Here is a 17,655-nt window from a genome sequence, read left to right as displayed (position 1 = left end):
TAATTTAGCCAGGTTCAATAAGAGAGACGTTTAATGAACTTGCTGCAAATGGATATGAACCTGTTAAAAGTACTGTATGTGCTGCTGGAGACGAGCTCTACGGGGAAAACGGCGCAAAAGCTGGCTTTGTCGCCTTCTGCGGTAAGTCATGCGCTAATGAGATTGCGCGATGCGCTAAACGATCCGTTGTTTCGACGGGAAGGGAACCGCCAGATTGCTACGCCTTATGCGCAGGCGCTGCGTGACAAATTGGCACCTGTGTTTGTTTCGCTTAATGAGGAGCTGTTTGGCGATAAAGAGAACGGCTCCCGTTGTTTTCGGGTGGTACTTCCTCCCGCATTGAACGCGCTGCTTACGCCCGTTCTCGCAGAGAAAGGTCATCTTCATCAGGCGGTGATCGAGTGCCTTCCTTTTGCCCGCCGACCCTGGCGTGATGAACTGTTGGATAGCTCGGTTGATTTGGTGCTGGCAATTGGCGACCATCAAAAGCAGGTCAGCGCTCTGCATTACGAGCGGGTGGGGACTACGCGTTTGATCGCGGTTTATGGCGCGCCATTGCGTTCACGTCTGGAGAATGCCACAGCGTTGAATTTTGCTGATCTACAGCATTATCAACACATTTACTGTTTGCCGTGGACAAAAGAGAACAACGAACTGGACAGGCAGCAGGCTCGTGCCGGGTTTGAACGTCCGCTGGCGTTTGTTTGTCATGATTACAGTCAACTTGCGCCTGCTGTCCAGTCGGCGCCGCTAATGGCGATTGTACCGCGCCCCTGGTATGAAAATTTATCCGATAAGCGCGGTCTTTTTGTCCTGCCGCTTGCCGGGGAGCAGGCGGAAGGCGCTATTTTTATGCAGTATCGGGCTTCAACGGTAGAGTGGAAGCGACGCCTTATCGACGCTATTCGCCGGAAATTAAAAACGTACTACCGATAAACGCGAGAGCCCGCATAAGGCGGGCTCTGTGACATATTGAGCGCCAGAATTATTCAATATTCTGGATCTGCTCGCGCATTTGCTCGATCAACACTTTTAATTCAATAGCGGAGTTAGTTACATCAGCGTTGATGGATTTGGAGGCCAGGGTGTTCGACTCACGGTTAAATTCTTGCATCATGAAGTCCAGACGGCGACCTACCGCCTCTTTTTTCTTCAGGATGTTGTAAGTCTCTTTGACGTGCGCTTCCAGACGATCCAGCTCTTCCGCCACATCAATGCGTTGCGCCATCATCACCAGCTCTTGCTCCAGACGGTTGTTTTCCAACTGAACCTGAGCATCTTCCAGCTTCGCGACCAGGCGCTCACGCTGCCATTGCAGGATTTCCGGCATATGCGCGCGGACTTTCGCTACTTCGGCGCTGACGCCTTCCAGACGTTGTTCAATCAGCGCTTTCAGCGCCTGGCCTTCCGTTTCACGCGCCACGATAAAGTCATCCAGCGTACCGTCCAGCGCGGCTAAAATTTCTGCGGCAATCGCGTCCAGATCCTGCTCTTGCGCCGCCATGACACCTGGCCAGCGCAAAATATCAACCGGATTGATTTCCCCTTCGTCGCTCTGCATTTTGACCCAGTTTGCGGCGCTAACTAATTGTTTCGCGAGCTTTTCATTCAGAATAAGCTCGCCTTGCGCGCTGGCATCGGGTTCAAAACGCAGCATACATTCGACTTTGCCGCGCGTCAGGCGTGTACGAATGCGTTCGCGCACGACGGGTTCAAGACTACGGAACTGTTCCGGCAGACGAAAGTAAGTTTCCAGATAACGCTGGTTTACCGAGCGCATTTCCCAGGTCGCGCTACCCCATTCACCCTTGATTTCACGCCGGGCGTAGGCGGTCATACTGCGGATCATAGATGTTCCCGTTTTTAAAGGAGAGATGAGGGGATTATAGCTATCCAGGCCTTGTCAGGATAGGAATAACCATCGGAAGTCCGTATAATGCGCAGCCACATTCGTTTTAAGCCGGAGATCTCAATATGCGTCCAGCAGGCCGTAGCGCTAATCAGGTGCGTCCCGTAACCCTGACCCGTAACTATACAAAACACGCTGAAGGCTCGGTACTGGTCGAATTTGGAGATACCAAAGTGTTGTGCACTGCCTCCATTGAAGAGGGCGTTCCACGTTTTCTGAAAGGACAAGGCCAGGGGTGGATCACCGCAGAGTATGGCATGTTGCCTCGCGCTACCCATACCCGTAACGCGCGCGAAGCGGCAAAGGGTAAGCAGGGCGGCCGTACTATGGAAATTCAGCGTTTGATCGCGCGTGCGCTGCGTGCGGCGGTCGATCTGAAAACGCTCGGCGAATTTACCATTACGCTGGACTGCGATGTAATCCAGGCCGATGGCGGTACGCGTACAGCGTCTATTACCGGTGCCTGCGTGGCGTTGGCGGATGCGCTGAATAAATTGGTTGCCAACGGTAAGCTGAAAACCAATCCGATGAAAGGCATGGTGGCGGCGGTTTCTGTAGGCATCGTTAACGGCGAAGCGATCTGCGATCTGGAATATGTTGAAGATTCCGCCGCAGAAACCGACATGAACGTCGTGATGACTGAAGACGGCCGCATTATTGAAGTACAGGGTACCGCGGAAGGCGAGCCGTTCAGCCATGAAGAACTTCTCACTTTGTTGGCGCTGGCCCGAGGGGGAATTGAATCCATTGTGGCGACGCAGAAGGCGGCGTTAGAAAATTGATTTTAAGGCGACTGAAAAGTCGCCTTTTTTTTGTCCGTAAATTTCGTAAATGATGAAAGTAAGAAAAGGAGCGAATCCATGAAACCGTATCAGCGCCAGTTTATTGAGTTTGCGCTTAACAAGCAGGTACTAAAGTTTGGCGAGTTTACGCTGAAATCCGGGCGCAAAAGCCCCTATTTCTTCAACGCCGGGCTGTTTAATACCGGGCGCGACCTGGCGTTGTTAGGCCGTTTTTATGCCGAAGCGCTGGTGGATTCCGGTATTGAATTTGATCTGCTGTTTGGCCCCGCGTACAAAGGTATTCCGATCGCGACGACGACGGCGGTTGCGCTGGCGGAACATCACGATAAAGACCTGCCGTACTGCTTTAACCGCAAAGAGGCAAAAGATCATGGCGAAGGCGGGTGTCTGGTGGGCAGCGCGCTACAGGGCCGCGTGATGCTGGTGGATGACGTGATTACCGCAGGTACGGCGATTCGCGAGTCGATGGAGATTATTCAGGCGCACGGGGCTACGCTGGCTGGCGTACTGATTTCGCTGGATCGTCAGGAACGTGGCCGCGGCGAGATTTCCGCGATTCAGGAAGTGGAGCGCGACTATGGTTGTAAGGTTATCTCCATCATTACGCTGAAAGACCTGATTGCCTATCTGGAAGAAAAACCTGATATGGCTGAGCATCTGGCGGCTGTGCGAGCATACCGGGAAGAATTTGGCGTGTAAGCGAATTGCCCGGTGGCGCTTTACCGGGCTTATGTTTCTGTCGCCTGGATAAGGCGTGAGCCACTATCCAGTCAGCGTTACTGTAGCTGAGCGGCAATGAGCGGCCAGCGGGCGTCGAAATCGTCCGTTGGGCGGTATTTAAATTCGCTACGCACGAACCGTGAAAGCATACCTTCACAGAAGGCTAACAGTTGGCTTGCCAGCAGATTTTCATCCGTCGTGTAGCCTTCGCCTTCACGCATTCTTTTTTCTCGTAGCACCTGACGGAGCTGCACTTCGATGCGTTCAAAAAGCTGATTAATACGCCCCTGCAGGCGATCCTGTTCAAACATCAGCGCGTGCCCGGTAAGAATGCGCGTCAGGCCAGGGTTGCGTTCGCCAAAACCCAGAATCAGCAACACAATCAGGCGCAAACGCGTGCTGGTGTTTTTTTCATCTTTTAAAATCAGATTGATACGGGTAATCAGACTATCTTCGATAAACTCAATCAGGCTATCGAACATGCGGGTCTTGCTGGGAAAATGGCGGTATAGCGCCGCTTCTGAAACGCCGACCGAGGCCGCCAGTTTTGCCGTCGTGATGCGTTGGCTTCCATCGCTGGATTCAAGCATCAGCGCCAGTGACTGAAGTATTTCTTCGCGACGATTCCTTTTCGCAGTTTGTTTTTCTGCCATGTTACAAAATACCCCTGAAAATAAGCACTTGCCAGGCGAGCACCCACGCTATAACCGCAAACTCAGCGCTTGCGGCAGTATTATGACGTTATGGGGATGCGTAAAATTTACTTACGGCCAGAATGACCGAAGCCGCCCTCGCCACGTTCGGTGGCGTCAAATGCTTCCACCAGATTAAATTCGGCCTGAACGACCGGAACAAACACCATTTGCGCGATACGTTCGCCCGGTTCAATGGTAAAACTGTCCTGACCACGGTTCCAGATCGAAACCATCAGTTGCCCCTGATAATCGGAATCAATCAGCCCGACCAGGTTGCCCAGCACGATACCATGTTTATGGCCCAGGCCCGAACGCGGCAACATGACTGCCGCCAGTGATGGATCGGCGATATGAATGGCCAGTCCGGTAGGCACCAACGTCGTTGCGCCAGGCGCCAGTTCTACGGCGTCGTCGAGACAGGCGCGCAGGTCAAGCCCGGCAGAACCAGAAGTAGCATAAGTCGGCAGCGGAAACTGCTGACCAACACGCGGGTCCAGAATCTTAACGTCGATTTTTTTCATCATAACGGGTCACGATCTCGTCGAGTAATAATTGGCCCAGGAGTTCTTTCCGCTCAAGCGGTAAGACTTTATCTCCATCCTGCCAGAAAAGGTGTAAAGCGTTTTTATCGCTATTAAATCCCTGATTTGAAAGAGAAACATCATTTGCACAAATCAGGTCAAGGTTTTTACGGATACGTTTTTGCCGGGCGTATTCTTCCACATTATTCGTTTCCGCGGCAAACCCAACAACATAGGGTCGATTGTCACTGAGCGCGGCCACCCCGGCGACAATGTCCGGGTTTTTGACCATTTTTATTAGTAATTCATCACCTTGCGCCGCCTGTTTTTTGATTTTTTCACTGGCGATAGTCTCTGCGCGATAGTCAGCCACGGCGGCGCAGCTAATGAAAATATGCTGCTGTTGAACGGCGGCCTGAACAGCGGCTTCCATGTCCAGCGCGGTTATGACATCAACCCGTTTTACAAAAGGCGGTGTTGGTAACGAAACGGGACCGGAGACCAGCGTGACATTTGCGCCGCGACGCGCTGCGGCCGCCGCAATAGCGAAGCCCATTTTACCTGAGCTGTGGTTGGAAATATAACGCACCGGGTCGAGCGGTTCGCGCGTCGGGCCTGCCGTAATCATGATATTAAGATGTCGCAGATCGTTGACGGCAGCGAAATGCGCGGCGGCCTTATCAACGATAACTAATGGGTCCAGCATTCGGCCTGGGCCTACATCGCCGCACGCCTGACTGCCGCTATCCGGCCCCCAAATGAACAGGCCGCGAGAGGCGAGCACCTCCAGATTATGTTGCGTGGCGGCAGCGCGGTACATCTGTTGGTTCATGGCCGGAAGAACGGCCACCGGGGCTGGCGTCGCCAGGCAGATGGTGGAGACTAAATCATTAGCCATACCCGATGCTACACGGGCGATCAGGTCGGCGGTCGCGGGGGCAAGAATAACCAGGTCGGCCCATTTCCCCAACTCGATATGCCCCATCGCGGCTTCGGCGGCAGGGTCAAGCAGACTGTCGGATACGGGATAGCCCGACACTGCCTGTAAGCTCAGGGGGGTAATAAAGGCTTTTGCCGCCTCGGTCATTGCCACGCGCACGTCAGCGCCGCGCTCACGTAAACGGCGCACCAGCTCCGGCGTTTTATACGCAGCGATACCGCCGCTAATGCCGAGAACAATTTTTTTACCGGCCAGGCTCATCATGTCTTTCCTGTTGGGTGACTTTGAAAGGCGGCTATTTTATCACAATCTCTACGGCGTCGTGTCTTTGCCTGCGCTCCACTTTGCGAGGCGCTACGCAAGAACAAAATCGGGGCGTCGATCTCTCCCAAAGGCTGTGCCACTATGCCGCTTCCTTAAAAAAGGAGGTGCGCGTATGGATACGTTGGACGAATTATTACCGCGTGAAAAAATGCTCAGATCCGGCATTGCTTCCCTCAGCGACGTGGAGCTGCTGGCGCTTTTTTTACGTACCGGCACGCCGGGAAAAGATGTTATGACGTTGGCAAAAGAGATATTGCAGCACTTTGGGTCGCTGTATGGCCTGCTGTCGGCGGACTTTGCGCAGTTTCGCGGCGTAAACGGCATCGGCCTGGCGAAATTCGCGCAGTTGAAAGGCATTGCTGAGCTGGCAAGGCGCTATTACAGCGTGCGCATGAATGAGGAAAGTGCGTTGCTGAGTCCGGAAATGACGCGGGAATTTCTGCAAAGCCAACTGACGGGCGAAGAGCGTGAGATCTTTCTGGTGATCTTCCTCGATGCCCAGCACCGGGTGCTTCAGCACAGCCGCCTGTTTTCCGGCACGCTTAACCACGTAGAGGTGCACCCGCGTGAGATTGTTCGGGAAGCGATTAAACTCAATGCTTCAGCGGTCATTCTGGCGCATAACCACCCTTCAGGCTGCGCAGAGCCAAGTAAAGCAGATAAATTTATCACTGAGCGCGTGATAAAGTGTTGCCAGTTTATGGATATCCGGGTGCTCGATCACCTGATAATTGGGCGCGGAGAGTACGTTTCTTTTGCCGAACGCGGCTGGATTTAAGATTCTTTGCGCGATCCATCGGGATCTTTGTCTGTTCGGGACTTGAGCATATCGCCGGGTCAGCGTATACTACGCCACCTTTGAGAATCTCGGGTTTGGCATTTGGGCCTGGCAATCGAGAGTTCAATAGAACTGCGCGATGACCAGGCTGTAAAGCCTGACGAGGCGCCGATACCCCATACGAAGCTCGAGCTAATTTGATTTTTGGAGAATAGACATGTCCCGAGTCTGCCAAGTTACTGGCAAGCGTCCGGTGACCGGTAACAACCGTTCCCACGCACTGAACGCGACTAAACGCCGTTTCCTGCCTAACCTGCACTCTCACCGTTTCTGGGTTGAGAGCGAGAAGCGTTTTGTCACCCTGCGTGTATCTGCTAAAGGTATGCGTATCATCGATAAAAAAGGCATCGAAACAGTTCTGTCTGAACTGCGTGCCCGTGGCGAAAAGTACTAAGTACTAAGAGGAAATAAGTCATGGCTAAAGGTATTCGTGAGAAAATCAAGCTGGTTTCTTCTGCTGGTACTGGTCACTTCTATACCACTACGAAGAACAAACGTACTAAGCCGGAAAAACTGGAACTGAAAAAATTCGATCCAGTTGTCCGTCAGCACGTGATCTACAAAGAAGCGAAAATCAAATAATTCTCGCTTTGATGTAACAAAAACCTCGCTTCGGCGGGGTTTTTTGTTTTCTGGCCGTCCCCATATTAATGAGACCTGCCACACAGCCGGAGACGTTATGCCTGAATTACCCGAAGTTGAAACCAGCCGCCGGGGTATTGAACCCCATTTAGTTGGCGCTACTATCCTGCACGCCCATATCCGTAACGGTCGTCTGCGTTGGCCGGTTTCAGACGAAATTTATCGTCTGAGCGATACACCCGTCCTTAGCGTTCAGCGTCGTGCTAAATATCTACTGCTGGAGCTGCCTGACGGCTGGATAATTATTCACCTGGGGATGTCGGGAAGCTTGCGGATACTGCCGGAAGCGCTGCCGGCGGAAAAGCACGACCATGTCGATTTGGTGATGAGCAACGGCAAAATTCTACGTTATACCGATCCTCGCCGCTTTGGCGCCTGGTTATGGACCAAAGAGCTGGAAGGGCATAACGTACTGGCGCATCTGGGACCGGAGCCGCTAAGCGATGAGTTTAATGGCGAATATTTGCAGCAGAAATGCGCGAAGAAGAAGACGGCGATTAAACCCTGGCTGATGGATAACAAGCTGGTGGTCGGCGTGGGGAATATCTACGCCAGCGAGTCGCTGTTTGCCGCTGGTATTCACCCTGACCGCCTGGCGTTGTCACTCTCGACAGAGGAGTGCGACCTGCTGGCACGGGTGATTAAAGCCGTTTTGCTGCGCTCTATTGAACAAGGCGGGACAACGCTGAAGGATTTTCTGCAAAGCGATGGGAAACCGGGCTATTTTGCGCAGGAGTTGCAGGTGTACGGGCGCAAAGGCGAGCCGTGTCGGGTATGCGGTACGCCGATAGTCGCAACGAAACACGCACAGCGTGCGACGTTCTATTGCCGTCACTGTCAGAAGTAAAATGCCAGGCCCGGCAAGGAAGGAAACTTATTTCAACTTATCCATTAGCGCCTGATGTACATTGTCCGGCAGAAAGTGGGTCACATCGCCCTGATGGCGTGCCACTTCTTTGACCAGCGACGATGAAATAAACGACCACTCTTTGGACGGCATCAGGAAAACGCTTTCCAGTTGCGGCATCAGATGGCGATTCATATGCGCCAACTGCATTTCATATTCAAAATCCGCCACCGCGCGCAGACCACGAATCAGGATATTCGCCTGTCTGTCGCGGGCGAAATTGGCCATCAGGTCGCTAAAGCCCACCACCTCTACGTTACCCAGGTGTGCGGTCGCTTTTTGCGCCAGCGCCACACGTTCGTCCAGGGTGAACATGGGTTTCTTGCCGGGGCTGGCGGCGATAGCCAGAATGACATGGTCGAACATCTGCGTTGCGCGCGTCACAATATCGAGATGACCGTTAGTAATCGGATCAAACGTACCTGGATAAATCGCCCGTTTTTGCATGACAGTCCTCAATGCGTTTTCGGTGGCAGATAAGGTTCCAGCAGTTGCAGCAGACGCTGGAGCGCGCCCTGATTTTGATACAGCACTTCAACTGCGTGACGTCCGTAGAAATTACGATAATCAGCGTCGGTCAGTAAAGAGGAAACTTCTTTTGCCAGCGTAGCCGCATCGGTAATCGTGATAAGTCCGCTCGCCTGATCCAGACGGGCGCAAATATCTTTAAAGTTAAAGGTATGCGGACCCATCAGTACCGGAATCGCATGAGCGGCGGCCTCCAGCGGGTTATGACCGCCGCGTTCAACCAGCGAACCACCAACAAAGGCGAGATCGGCAATGCCATAGAGCAACATTAATTCGCCCATGGTATCGCCTACCACGACCTGGGTGCTGGCGGACGGCACTTCGCCCGAAGAGCGAGTGATGTAGCTTAACCCTGCCTGACGCACAAGATTGATAGCATCCGGGAAACGCTCCGGATGGCGGGGCACCAGAATCAGTAATAAATTCGGGAATTGATGTAATAACGCCTGGTGAGCGGCGATAACGATACTCTCTTCGCCATCGTGGGTGCTGGTGGCAATCCAGACCGGACGGTGCGGCGCCCACTGGCGGCGTAGCGTAACGGCTTTAGCCGCCAGCTGCGGCGTAACTGAAATATCAAATTTCAGACTGCCGGTGACCGTGACCTGATTGTTCTTCGCGCCCAATGCCACAAAGCGTTCGCCATCTTCTTCGTTTTGCGCGGCAATCAGGGTGATACGGCGCAGGAGCGTACGGACAAACTTGCCAAGCTTCGCATAACCCGCGGCTGAGCGGGCGGAAAGCCGCGCATTAGCGATAACCAGCGGAATATGACGTTTGTGCAGCGCAGCAATCAGATTTGGCCAGAGCTCAGTCTCCATGATCAATACCAGCTTAGGATCAATCTCATTGAGGAAACGATTGAGCGCATCGGGCAAATCATAAGGTAAGTAAACGTGCTGAACATCGTTGCCAAAGGCGGACTGGACGCGCTCCGAGCCGGTCGGCGTCATAGTCGTTACGGTAATAGGCAGATCGGGATAGCGATGACGTAGAGCGCGGACCAATGGGATGGCCGCCAGAGTTTCGCCCACCGAGACGGAATGCAGCATGATTCCGCCCGGTTTCAACGGACGGCGGTAGAATCCGTAGCGTTCACCCCAGCGTTTACGATAGGCCGGCGCTTTACGGCCACGCACCCAAAGCCGTATCCAGATCAGAGGCTGAATAAGGTAGAGAAGAGCGGTGTAAAGCAATTCGAGCATAGTAAATAGCTGACTTATGGATGTGCTGGGGATTCTATGTATTTAGCCTGGGCTTTACCATTACTTTTCCCATTTTTGCGCCAAATTGGCTCAGAAGCGAGGATTCCAGGCGCTGAACCCCATTATTTTTGCATTTTTACGCAATCCATTGAAATTTGCCGCCCTTGTCGCCCCGGACAATGGGAATGACCATTCACAAGAGAGGGATAAATTATTATCTCTTTGAATTTATAATTAAAAAAATGATTGTGTATAAAAATTATTCGTATCGGATTGCTGCGAAAGAAGTGTTACACTAGCGCATCTAAAATGAGTGCGGTATTAGCCATCGGGTTGCTGTGAAGCCTGGGGCGGTAGCGTGCTTTTTTCTGCTTATTTATCCGGACAATTTCAACCAAAGAGTCGCTTGTGGAAAAGCCATTTCGAAGAATTCTGATTATAAAAATGCGTTTTCATGGAGACATGTTACTTACCACCCCTGTCATCAGTACGCTGAAGCAGAATTATCCCGATGCAAAAATCGATGTGCTTCTTTACCAGAACACCATACCGATATTGTCGGAAAATCCGGAGATTAATGCACTCTACGGCATCAGTAACAAAGGCGCAGGAACAAAAGAGAAGATCAAAAACGCGCTATCGCTAATCAAAAAATTGCGTGCTAACTCGTATGATCTGGTCGTCAATCTCACCGATCAGTGGAGCGTGGCGCTTATTGTGCGTTTTTTAAACGCAAAAATAAAAATCTCGCAGGATTTCGGTAATCGTCAGTCTGCTTTATGGAAAAAAAGCTTTACGCATTTAGTACCTTATGCGGGAGAACATGCTGTTGAGCGCACATTATCCGCGCTAAAGCCGTTAGCGCTAAAACAGTATGTCACTGAAACCACCATGAGCTATCGCCCGGAACATTGGGAAAACATGCGACAACAGCTCAAACAACTTGGTGTGACCCGACAATATGTTGTTATTCAGCCTACGGCACGGCAGCTATTTAAGTGCTGGGATAATGATAAATTCTCGCAGGTTATTGATGCCGTGCAGCGCCGCGGTTATCAAGTTGTACTGACGTCAGGCCCGGCCGCAGACGAGATGGCCTGCGTGGATGCTATTGCACGCGGCTGTGAGACAAAACCGGTTACTGGTCTGGCGGGTAAAACTCGCTTTCCTGAATTAGGCGCGTTGATTGACCATGCGGATCTCTTTATCGGCGTTGATTCGGCCCCTGGTCATATTGCCGCAGCAGTCAAAACGCCGGTCATTTGCCTTTTCGGCGCGACGGATCATGTGTTCTGGCGTCCCTGGACCGACGACATCATTCAGTTTTGGGCAGGCAATTATCAGCCGATGCCTGAACGGCATGAGCTTGATCGTAATAAAAAATACCTTTCTGTGATTCCGGCTGAAGATGTTATCGCCGCGACGGAAAAAATGCTGCCGCATGAGGCACGCACCATAGATTTGGACAGCCTGCTATGAGAGTTGCCTTTTGCTTATATAAATATTTTCCTTTTGGCGGTCTGCAGCGTGATTTTATGCGCATTGCCCAAACCGTGGCGGCGCGAGGGTATCAGGTTCGTGTTTATACTCAGTCATGGGAAGGGGAATGCCCGGATAACTTTGAATTAATCCGCGTGCCGGTTAAATCCCGGACGAACCACGGTCGTAACGCAGAATATTATGCCTGGGTGCAACACCATTTGCGCGACCACCCTGTCGATCGGGTGGTTGGATTCAATAAGATGCCGGGCCTTGATGTGTATTACGCCGCAGACGTGTGTTACGCCGAAAAAGTCGCACAGGAAAAAGGTTTTTTCTATCGCCTGACATCACGCTATCGGCATTATGCTGCTTTTGAACGCGCCACGTTTGAACACGGCAAGCCGACGCAACTATTAATGCTGACGAATAAGCAGATTGCTGACTTCCAAAAACATTATCAGACTGAAGCGGAGCGTTTCCATATTCTTCCTCCGGGGATTTACCCGGACAGAAAATATAGCCAACAGATCCCGAACAGTCGTCAAATTTATCGTCAGAAAAATGGTATCTCAGAACAGCAAAAATTACTGTTGCAAGTAGGGTCTGACTTTACCCGTAAAGGTGTGGATCGCTCTATTGAAGCGCTGGCATCGCTACCCGAATCTTTACGGCAAAATACGGTGCTCTATGTTGTCGGGCAGGATAAGCCGAAGAAGTTTGCAGCACTGGCTGAAAGAAGCGGCGTCGGCACGAATGTGCATTTTTTCTCCGGACGTAATGATATCGCGGAGTTAATGGCGGCAGCCGACCTTTTACTGCATCCAGCCTATCAGGAAGCTGCTGGTATTGTTTTGCTGGAAGCCATTACTGCTGGTTTGCCGGTGCTGACAACCGCGGTGTGCGGTTATGCACATTATATTGTGGATGCAAACTGTGGCGAAGCGATGACTGAACCATTCCGCCAGGATGCGCTAAATGAGGTTTTACTCAAAGCGCTGACACAGCCTTCCTTACGCAACGCCTGGGCTGAAAATGCGCGGTATTATGCTGATACCCAGGATTTATACAGCTTACCGGAGAAGGCCGCAGATATTATTACAGGTGATTTAGATGGTTGAGCTGAAAGCGCCGTTAACCACACTATGGCGCGGTAAAGATGTTTTTGAGGAAGTGAAAACGTTACAGGGCGAAGTGTTCAGAGAGCTGGAGACGCGTCGAACATTGCGGTTTGAGCTGGACGGTAAAAGCTACTTCCTGAAGTGGCATAAAGGCACTTCGCTGAAAGAAATTGTGAAGAACCTGATTTCGTTACGTATGCCTGTTCTGGGCGCTGACAGAGAATGGCACGCCATTCATCGTCTACATGAGCTGGGCGTTGATACGATGCACGGTGTTGGTTTTGGTGAAAAAGGCGTAAACCCGCTAACCAGAACATCATTTATTATCACCGAAGATTTAACGCCTACCATTAGCCTTGAAGACTACTGTGCTGACTGGGCTGTTAATCCACCGGACGCGCAGGTGAAGTGGATGATCATTAAGCGTGTTGCGACTATGGTACGTAAAATGCACGCCGGGGGAATTAACCATCGCGACTGTTATATTTGCCACTTTCTTCTGCATTTACCTTTCACTGGTCGCGAAGAGGATTTAAAAATCTCCGTAATCGACCTGCATCGCGCGCAGATACGCCAGCACGTTCCCCTTCGCTGGCGTGACAAAGATTTAATTGGGCTTTATTTTTCTTCAATGAATATTGGCCTGACTCAGCGAGATATATTCCGGTTTATGCGTGAGTATTTCTCTCTCCCCCTGCGAGAGATTTTGCAAAAAGAATCGGGGTTGATTCATCAGGCAGATGTTAAAGCCGCTCGAATTAAAGAAAGAACAATAAGAAAAAATCTGTAATTATAATAATTATGCACTCAGTGAGTAATTTATGAGTGAGACAAGGATAGACAGAATGTCTGACATTAAAAGTTATATTTCAAACCAAAAAAACATAATTCAACATGATGATTTTTTTGGAAGAAGACTGGACATTGCTCTTTGCTTTGATCATGGTTTTATAATGCCAGCAGGTGTGGCAATATATTCCATTATCGAAAATAATAAAGATATTGAATACGCCTTAAAGCAAAAAGAGAGATGTCAGGTAAAAATTACTCTATAGGGTTATATTACTATTTTTGCTATTTAATATCTAAAGTCTTTAGATTAAGGTTTTAACTCTGGGGTATATATGAAAATAGCATTTATTGGCGAAGCGGTATCTGGTTTTGGAGGGATGGAAACCGTTATTAGCAACGTTATCCATACGTTTGAAAATAGCTCTCCGAAAATCAACTGTGAAATGTTTTTCTTTTGTCGTAATGACAAAATGGATAAAGCATGGCTAAAAGAGATTAAATATGCGCAATCATTCTCAAATATAAAATTAAGTTTTCTTCGTCGAGCTAAGCATGTTTATAATTTTAGTCAATGGCTGAAAGAAACGTCACCGGATATTGTGATATGTATTGATGTCATCTCATGTCTTTATGCCAATAAAGCACGAAAGAAAAGTGGTAAACAGTTTACTATTTTCTCGTGGCCGCATTTTTCGCTCGACCATAAAAAACATGCAGAATGTATAACGTACGCGGATTATCATCTGGCCATCAGTAGTGGTATTAAAGAACAGATGATGGCACGGGGTATCTCAGCGCAAGATATTAGCGTCGTTTATAATCCTGTCTCTATTAAAACAGTCATTGTGCCGCCGCCTGAGCGCGATAAACCCGCTGTATTTCTCTATGTAGGGCGTCTTAAATTTGAAGGGCAGAAAAGAGTTAAAGATTTATTTGATGGCTTAGCTCGTACGACAGGGGAATGGCAGCTACATATTATTGGTGATGGCTCAGATTTTGAAAAGTGCCAGGCCTATAGTCGGGAGCTTGGTATTGAGCAGCGTGTGATCTGGTATGGTTGGCAAAGCGCGCCGTGGCAAGTCGTACAGCAAAAAATAAAAAATGTCACCGCGTTACTACTTACCTCTGCATTTGAGGGATTTCCTATGACCCTGCTGGAAGCAATGTCATATGGAATTCCGTGTATTAGTTCTGATTGTATGTCTGGCCCGCGCGATATGATTAAACCCGGTTTGAATGGTGAGCTTTACACTCCGGGGGCTATAGATGATTTTGTAGGACACCTTAATCGTGTTATTTCTGGTGAGGTAAAATATCAGCATGATATTATTCCCGGCACGATTGAGAGATTTTACGATGTGCTATATTTTAAAAATTTTAATAATGCAATATTCTCGAAATTACAAAAGTGATCACTATGAGCAGAAAATATTTTGAAGAAGAAGTCATTCAACAGACTTTAGATTATAACTATGCACAACATAGTGACGCTGCTAAATTTAATATAGCTTATGGGATTGATAAAAACTTTCTTTTTGGCTGTGGTGTCTCTATTGCATCGGTTCTCCTCGCTAACCCAGAGAAGGCGTTAGCTTTCCATGTTTTTACCGATTTCTTTGGCTCTGAAGACCAGCAGCGATTTGAGGCATTAGCAAAACAGTACGCTACGCAGATTGTTGTTTACCTAATCGACTGTGAGCGCTTAAAATCGCTACCCAGTACCAAAAACTGGACCTATGCAACATACTTTAGATTCATTATCGCCGATTATTTTTCAGATAAAACAGATAGAGTACTTTATCTGGATGCAGATATTGCATGTAAGGGGAGTATTCAGGAACTTATTGATCTTAATTTCGCTGAAAATGAGATTGCGGCTGTCGTTGCTGAAGGCGAGTTGGAATGGTGGACTAAGCGCTCGGTTAGCCTGGCAACGCCTGGGCTGGTTTCTGGCTATTTTAATGCCGGTTTTATTTTAATTAACATACCTCTTTGGACCGCAGAAAATATCTCTAAGAAAGCGATTGAAATGCTAAAAGATCCGGAGGTAGTACAGCGCATAACGCACCTTGATCAGGATGTATTAAATATATTGTTAGTGAATAAAGCGCGTTTTGTTGATAAAAAATTTAATACACAATTTAGTCTTAACTATGAATTAAAAGATTCAGTTATTAATCCAGTCGATGCTGAGACTGTATTTGTTCATTATATCGGACCAACGAAGCCCTGGCATAGTTGGGGGGCTTACTCCGTGTCACAATATTTTTTACAGGCTAAGAGCAACTCACCATGGTCTCATTGTGCACTTTTAAATCCAGTGACTAGCCATCAGTTACGTTATGCGGCAAAGCATATGTTTAATCAGAAGCATTATACTTCGGGTATAAATTATTATATAGCCTACTTTAAACGTAAACTTCTTGAATAAAACCCATAGGTGATGTAATGGATTCATTTCCTGAGATAGAAATAGCTGAATATAAAGTTTTTGATGAAAGTAATAATAATGATAATAACGTATTAAACATTTCTTATGGCGTTGATGAAAACTATCTTGATGGTGTGGGAGTATCAATCGCTTCAGTTGTATTAAACAATAATATCCCGCTCGCTTTTCACATTATTTGTGATTCATACTCCCCGTGTTTTGTAAAATATATAGAGCGTTTAGCCGTACAGCATCACATAAAAATTTCTCTTTATCTTATTAAAGTAGAAAGCCTTGAGGTATTGCCTCAAACTAAAGTATGGTCGAGAGCAATGTATTTTCGTTTATTTGCTTTCGATTATCTCAGCAAGAAGGTAAATACACTACTTTATTTGGATGCCGATGTTGTATGCAAAGGATCTTTGCAAGATCTTCTACAGCTTGATTTGACAGAGAAGATTGCTGCGGTCGTAAGAGATGTTGATTCCATCCAGAATAAGGTAAATGAGAGATTAAGAGCATTTAATTTACAAGGTGGTTATTTTAACTCCGGCGTGGTTTTTGTTAACCTGAAATTATGGAAAGAGAATGCCTTAACCAAAAAGGCATTTTTACTTCTGGCAGGTAAAGAAGCTGACTCTTTTAAATATCCCGATCAGGATGTTTTGAATATTCTCCTACAGGACAAAGTCATTTTTCTACCGCGACCGTATAATACCATTTATACTATCAAAAGTGAGTTGAAAGATAAGTCACATAAAAAATATAGCAATATAATTAATGATAATACTGTTTTAATTCATTATACGGGCGCTACAAAACCATGGCATGCCTGGGCAAATTATCCTTCAGTTATCTATTATAAAAATGCACGACTGAACTCGCCCTGGAAAGATTCTCCTGCAAAAGATGCGCGTACCATAGTCGAATTTAAGAAGCGATATAAACATCTTCTCGTGCAGGGGCATTATTTTAAAGGCCTTCTGGCTGGAAGCGCATATCTTTATCGTAAATTTTTCCACAAATAATTCCCCTCCCTAAATCTCCATTATGATTATTGAAAAAAAGATTAAAAACTATACCGTCTTTGTCAAAAAAGACGGTGAAAAATACATTGAGATATTCAAAGATTTTCTATCTTATAATCATCAGGTTATTAAAGTCTTCCGTAATATAGAAGATACAAAAGTTGTATTGATTAATACAGACTACGGAAAATATATTCTCAAAGTATTTAGTCCAAAAGTAAAAAATACTGAACGCTTTTTCAAATCGTTAGTAAAAGGAGATTACTACGAAAAGCTTTTTCATCAGACAGATCGTGTGCGGCGTGAAGGGTTTGCGGCGCTTAATGATTTTTACCTGCTGGCGGAAATTAAAACATTACGCTATGTAAAAACATACGTGATGATAATTGAGTATATTGAAGGTATTGAACTTGTTGATATGCCAGAAATTTCTGACGAGGTGAGAGGAAAAATCAAACAGTCGATATATTCTCTGCATCAGCATGGTATGGTTTCGGGCGATCCCCATAAAGGTAACTTTATCCTGCAAGGCAATGAGATCAGAATTATCGATTTGTCCGGAAAAAGACCTTCCAGACAACGAAAAGCAAAGGATCGTATTGATTTAGAAAGACATTATGGTATCAAAAATAATGTGAGAGATATCGGATTTTACTTATTGATTTATAAGAAAAAACTCAGAAATTTCCTTCGTCGTATTAAGGGTAAGGAAAAGCGCTGATCAATGTAGCACGTTTGGTTTAATTTAAGGAGCTGACTGACTTTTATTTGC

General features: G+C 47.9%; 20 protein-coding genes and 1 pseudogene. 15 read left to right on the top strand and 6 right to left on the bottom strand.

What is annotated here, in order from left to right; genetic code table 11:
• The first annotated feature begins 33 nt into the window (after positions 1-33).
• Positions 34-936, top strand: a complete 903-nt coding sequence (locus tag ABVN36_RS11600) for a LysR family transcriptional regulator (protein ID WP_001050866.1) — start codon at positions 34-36, stop codon at positions 934-936.
• 49 nt (positions 937-985) lie between these two features.
• Here the strand turns inward: ABVN36_RS11600 and ABVN36_RS11595 are convergent, their stop codons facing one another.
• On the bottom strand, positions 986-1,849 hold the full coding sequence (locus tag ABVN36_RS11595; RefSeq protein ID WP_000621352.1) for a YicC/YloC family endoribonuclease: 864 nt from the start codon (positions 1,847-1,849) through the stop codon (positions 986-988).
• Positions 1,850-1,974: 125 nt separating this feature from the next.
• On the opposite strand from ABVN36_RS11595, the gene rph reads away from it, so the two are divergent.
• Positions 1,975-2,691 (top strand): ribonuclease PH, encoded by a 717-nt coding sequence (gene rph, locus ABVN36_RS11590; protein WP_001247078.1) that lies wholly within the window; start codon positions 1,975-1,977, stop codon positions 2,689-2,691.
• A 78-nt stretch (positions 2,692-2,769) separates the two neighbouring features.
• Positions 2,770-3,411: an orotate phosphoribosyltransferase gene (gene pyrE / locus ABVN36_RS11585; protein ID WP_000806165.1), complete on the top strand. Its 642-nt coding sequence runs from the start codon at positions 2,770-2,772 to the stop codon at positions 3,409-3,411.
• 77 nt (positions 3,412-3,488) lie between these two features.
• Here pyrE and slmA read toward each other — a convergent pair whose 3' ends face one another.
• The 3 genes from slmA to coaBC form a co-directional block, all read right to left on the bottom strand.
• Positions 3,489-4,085: a nucleoid occlusion factor SlmA gene (gene slmA / locus ABVN36_RS11580; RefSeq protein WP_000818608.1), complete on the bottom strand. Its 597-nt coding sequence runs from the start codon at positions 4,083-4,085 to the stop codon at positions 3,489-3,491.
• A gap of 107 nt (positions 4,086-4,192) precedes the next feature.
• Positions 4,193-4,651 carry a dUTP diphosphatase gene (dut, locus tag ABVN36_RS11575; RefSeq protein WP_000976078.1) on the bottom strand — a complete coding sequence of 153 codons (459 nt, stop codon included), beginning with the start codon at positions 4,649-4,651 and terminating at the stop codon, positions 4,193-4,195.
• On the bottom strand, positions 4,629-5,849 hold the full coding sequence (gene coaBC, locus ABVN36_RS11570; protein ID WP_000050107.1) for a bifunctional phosphopantothenoylcysteine decarboxylase/phosphopantothenate--cysteine ligase CoaBC: 1,221 nt from the start codon (positions 5,847-5,849) through the stop codon (positions 4,629-4,631). The genes dut and coaBC overlap by 23 nt, the downstream gene beginning before the upstream one ends.
• A 175-nt stretch (positions 5,850-6,024) precedes the next feature.
• On the opposite strand from coaBC, the gene radC reads away from it, so the two are divergent.
• From radC to mutM, 4 genes are all read left to right on the top strand, one after another.
• Positions 6,025-6,690: a DNA repair protein RadC gene (gene radC / locus ABVN36_RS11565; protein ID WP_023138288.1), complete on the top strand. Its 666-nt coding sequence runs from the start codon at positions 6,025-6,027 to the stop codon at positions 6,688-6,690.
• Positions 6,691-6,907: 217 nt separating this feature from the next.
• Positions 6,908-7,144, top strand: coding sequence for a 50S ribosomal protein L28 (gene rpmB, locus ABVN36_RS11560; RefSeq protein ID WP_001519051.1), 237 nt, complete (start codon positions 6,908-6,910; stop codon positions 7,142-7,144).
• Positions 7,145-7,164: 20 nt separating this feature from the next.
• Complete coding sequence (rpmG, locus tag ABVN36_RS11555) at positions 7,165-7,332, top strand: 50S ribosomal protein L33 (RefSeq protein ID WP_001051798.1); 168 nt, start codon at positions 7,165-7,167, stop codon at positions 7,330-7,332.
• A gap of 97 nt (positions 7,333-7,429) precedes the next feature.
• On the top strand, positions 7,430-8,239 hold the full coding sequence (gene mutM / locus ABVN36_RS11550) for a bifunctional DNA-formamidopyrimidine glycosylase/DNA-(apurinic or apyrimidinic site) lyase (protein WP_023138287.1): 810 nt from the start codon (positions 7,430-7,432) through the stop codon (positions 8,237-8,239).
• Positions 8,240-8,266: 27 nt separating this feature from the next.
• Here mutM and coaD read toward each other — a convergent pair whose 3' ends face one another.
• Together coaD and waaA are read right to left on the bottom strand one after the other, a co-directional pair.
• A complete protein-coding gene (coaD, locus tag ABVN36_RS11545) occupies positions 8,267-8,746 on the bottom strand; it encodes a pantetheine-phosphate adenylyltransferase (protein ID WP_001171884.1) in 480 nt (159 codons plus the stop codon).
• Between the two features lie 8 nt (positions 8,747-8,754).
• The gene (gene waaA / locus ABVN36_RS11540) at positions 8,755-10,032 is read right to left on the bottom strand and encodes a lipid IV(A) 3-deoxy-D-manno-octulosonic acid transferase (RefSeq protein ID WP_000891580.1); all 1,278 of its coding nucleotides are present in this window, start codon (positions 10,030-10,032) and stop codon (positions 8,755-8,757) included.
• Between the two features lie 408 nt (positions 10,033-10,440).
• Here waaA and rfaQ point away from each other — a divergent pair, with 408 nt between their 5' ends.
• From rfaQ to rfaY, 8 genes and pseudogenes are all read left to right on the top strand, one after another.
• Entirely contained in the window at positions 10,441-11,511 is a 1,071-nt protein-coding gene (gene rfaQ, locus ABVN36_RS11535; protein WP_001526672.1) for a lipopolysaccharide core heptosyltransferase RfaQ, read from the top strand.
• Complete coding sequence (locus tag ABVN36_RS11530; RefSeq protein ID WP_023138286.1) at positions 11,508-12,632, top strand: glycosyltransferase family 4 protein; 1,125 nt, start codon at positions 11,508-11,510, stop codon at positions 12,630-12,632. The genes rfaQ and ABVN36_RS11530 overlap by 4 nt, the downstream gene beginning before the upstream one ends.
• Positions 12,625-13,422, top strand: coding sequence for a lipopolysaccharide core heptose(I) kinase RfaP (rfaP, locus tag ABVN36_RS11525; RefSeq protein ID WP_023138285.1), 798 nt, complete (start codon positions 12,625-12,627; stop codon positions 13,420-13,422). Before ABVN36_RS11530 ends, rfaP begins: the two co-directional genes overlap by 8 nt.
• 55 nt (positions 13,423-13,477) lie before the next feature.
• A pseudogene (locus ABVN36_RS11520) lies at positions 13,478-13,639 on the top strand (glycosyltransferase family 8 protein); the annotation flags it as partial.
• A 117-nt stretch (positions 13,640-13,756) separates the two neighbouring features.
• Positions 13,757-14,836 carry a lipopolysaccharide 1,6-galactosyltransferase gene (gene waaB, locus ABVN36_RS11515; protein WP_023138283.1) on the top strand — a complete coding sequence of 360 codons (1,080 nt, stop codon included), beginning with the start codon at positions 13,757-13,759 and terminating at the stop codon, positions 14,834-14,836.
• A 5-nt stretch (positions 14,837-14,841) separates the two neighbouring features.
• Entirely contained in the window at positions 14,842-15,855 is a 1,014-nt protein-coding gene (gene waaO / locus ABVN36_RS11510; protein ID WP_023138282.1) for a lipopolysaccharide 3-alpha-galactosyltransferase, read from the top strand.
• Between the two features lie 17 nt (positions 15,856-15,872).
• Entirely contained in the window at positions 15,873-16,883 is a 1,011-nt protein-coding gene (gene rfaJ, locus ABVN36_RS11505; protein WP_023138281.1) for a lipopolysaccharide 1,2-glucosyltransferase RfaJ, read from the top strand.
• 22 nt (positions 16,884-16,905) lie between these two features.
• Positions 16,906-17,604 (top strand): lipopolysaccharide core heptose(II) kinase RfaY, encoded by a 699-nt coding sequence (rfaY, locus tag ABVN36_RS11500; RefSeq protein ID WP_000582809.1) that lies wholly within the window; start codon positions 16,906-16,908, stop codon positions 17,602-17,604.
• Positions 17,605-17,655 lie beyond the last annotated feature (51 nt).

The sequence above is a fragment of the Salmonella sp. SJTUF15581 genome, assembly GCF_043356775.1.
In the GTDB taxonomy this organism is placed as follows: Bacteria; Pseudomonadota; Gammaproteobacteria; order Enterobacterales; family Enterobacteriaceae; genus Salmonella; species Salmonella enterica.
This window is presented reverse-complemented; position numbering and strand designations above follow the sequence as displayed.

Excerpts from the sequence above, each read along its gene's own strand:
- ABVN36_RS11600 (WP_001050866.1), top strand. The coding sequence starts at position 34 with ATGAACTTGCTGCAAATGGATATGAACCTGTTAAAAGTACTGTATGTG.
- ABVN36_RS11595 (WP_000621352.1), bottom strand. The coding sequence starts at position 1,849 with ATGATCCGCAGTATGACCGCCTACGCCCGGCGTGAAATCAAGGGTGAA.
- rph (WP_001247078.1), top strand. The coding sequence starts at position 1,975 with ATGCGTCCAGCAGGCCGTAGCGCTAATCAGGTGCGTCCCGTAACCCTG.
- pyrE (WP_000806165.1), top strand. The coding sequence starts at position 2,770 with ATGAAACCGTATCAGCGCCAGTTTATTGAGTTTGCGCTTAACAAGCAG.
- slmA (WP_000818608.1), bottom strand. The coding sequence starts at position 4,085 with ATGGCAGAAAAACAAACTGCGAAAAGGAATCGTCGCGAAGAAATACTT.
- dut (WP_000976078.1), bottom strand. The coding sequence starts at position 4,651 with ATGATGAAAAAAATCGACGTTAAGATTCTGGACCCGCGTGTTGGTCAG.
- coaBC (WP_000050107.1), bottom strand. The coding sequence starts at position 5,849 with ATGAGCCTGGCCGGTAAAAAAATTGTTCTCGGCATTAGCGGCGGTATC.
- radC (WP_023138288.1), top strand. The coding sequence starts at position 6,025 with ATGGATACGTTGGACGAATTATTACCGCGTGAAAAAATGCTCAGATCC.
- rpmB (WP_001519051.1), top strand. The coding sequence starts at position 6,908 with ATGTCCCGAGTCTGCCAAGTTACTGGCAAGCGTCCGGTGACCGGTAAC.
- rpmG (WP_001051798.1), top strand. The coding sequence starts at position 7,165 with ATGGCTAAAGGTATTCGTGAGAAAATCAAGCTGGTTTCTTCTGCTGGT.
- mutM (WP_023138287.1), top strand. The coding sequence starts at position 7,430 with ATGCCTGAATTACCCGAAGTTGAAACCAGCCGCCGGGGTATTGAACCC.
- coaD (WP_001171884.1), bottom strand. The coding sequence starts at position 8,746 with ATGCAAAAACGGGCGATTTATCCAGGTACGTTTGATCCGATTACTAAC.
- waaA (WP_000891580.1), bottom strand. The coding sequence starts at position 10,032 with ATGCTCGAATTGCTTTACACCGCTCTTCTCTACCTTATTCAGCCTCTG.
- ABVN36_RS11530 (WP_023138286.1), top strand. The coding sequence starts at position 11,508 with ATGAGAGTTGCCTTTTGCTTATATAAATATTTTCCTTTTGGCGGTCTG.
- rfaP (WP_023138285.1), top strand. The coding sequence starts at position 12,625 with ATGGTTGAGCTGAAAGCGCCGTTAACCACACTATGGCGCGGTAAAGAT.
- waaB (WP_023138283.1), top strand. The coding sequence starts at position 13,757 with ATGAAAATAGCATTTATTGGCGAAGCGGTATCTGGTTTTGGAGGGATG.
- waaO (WP_023138282.1), top strand. The coding sequence starts at position 14,842 with ATGAGCAGAAAATATTTTGAAGAAGAAGTCATTCAACAGACTTTAGAT.
- rfaJ (WP_023138281.1), top strand. The coding sequence starts at position 15,873 with ATGGATTCATTTCCTGAGATAGAAATAGCTGAATATAAAGTTTTTGAT.
- rfaY (WP_000582809.1), top strand. The coding sequence starts at position 16,906 with ATGATTATTGAAAAAAAGATTAAAAACTATACCGTCTTTGTCAAAAAA.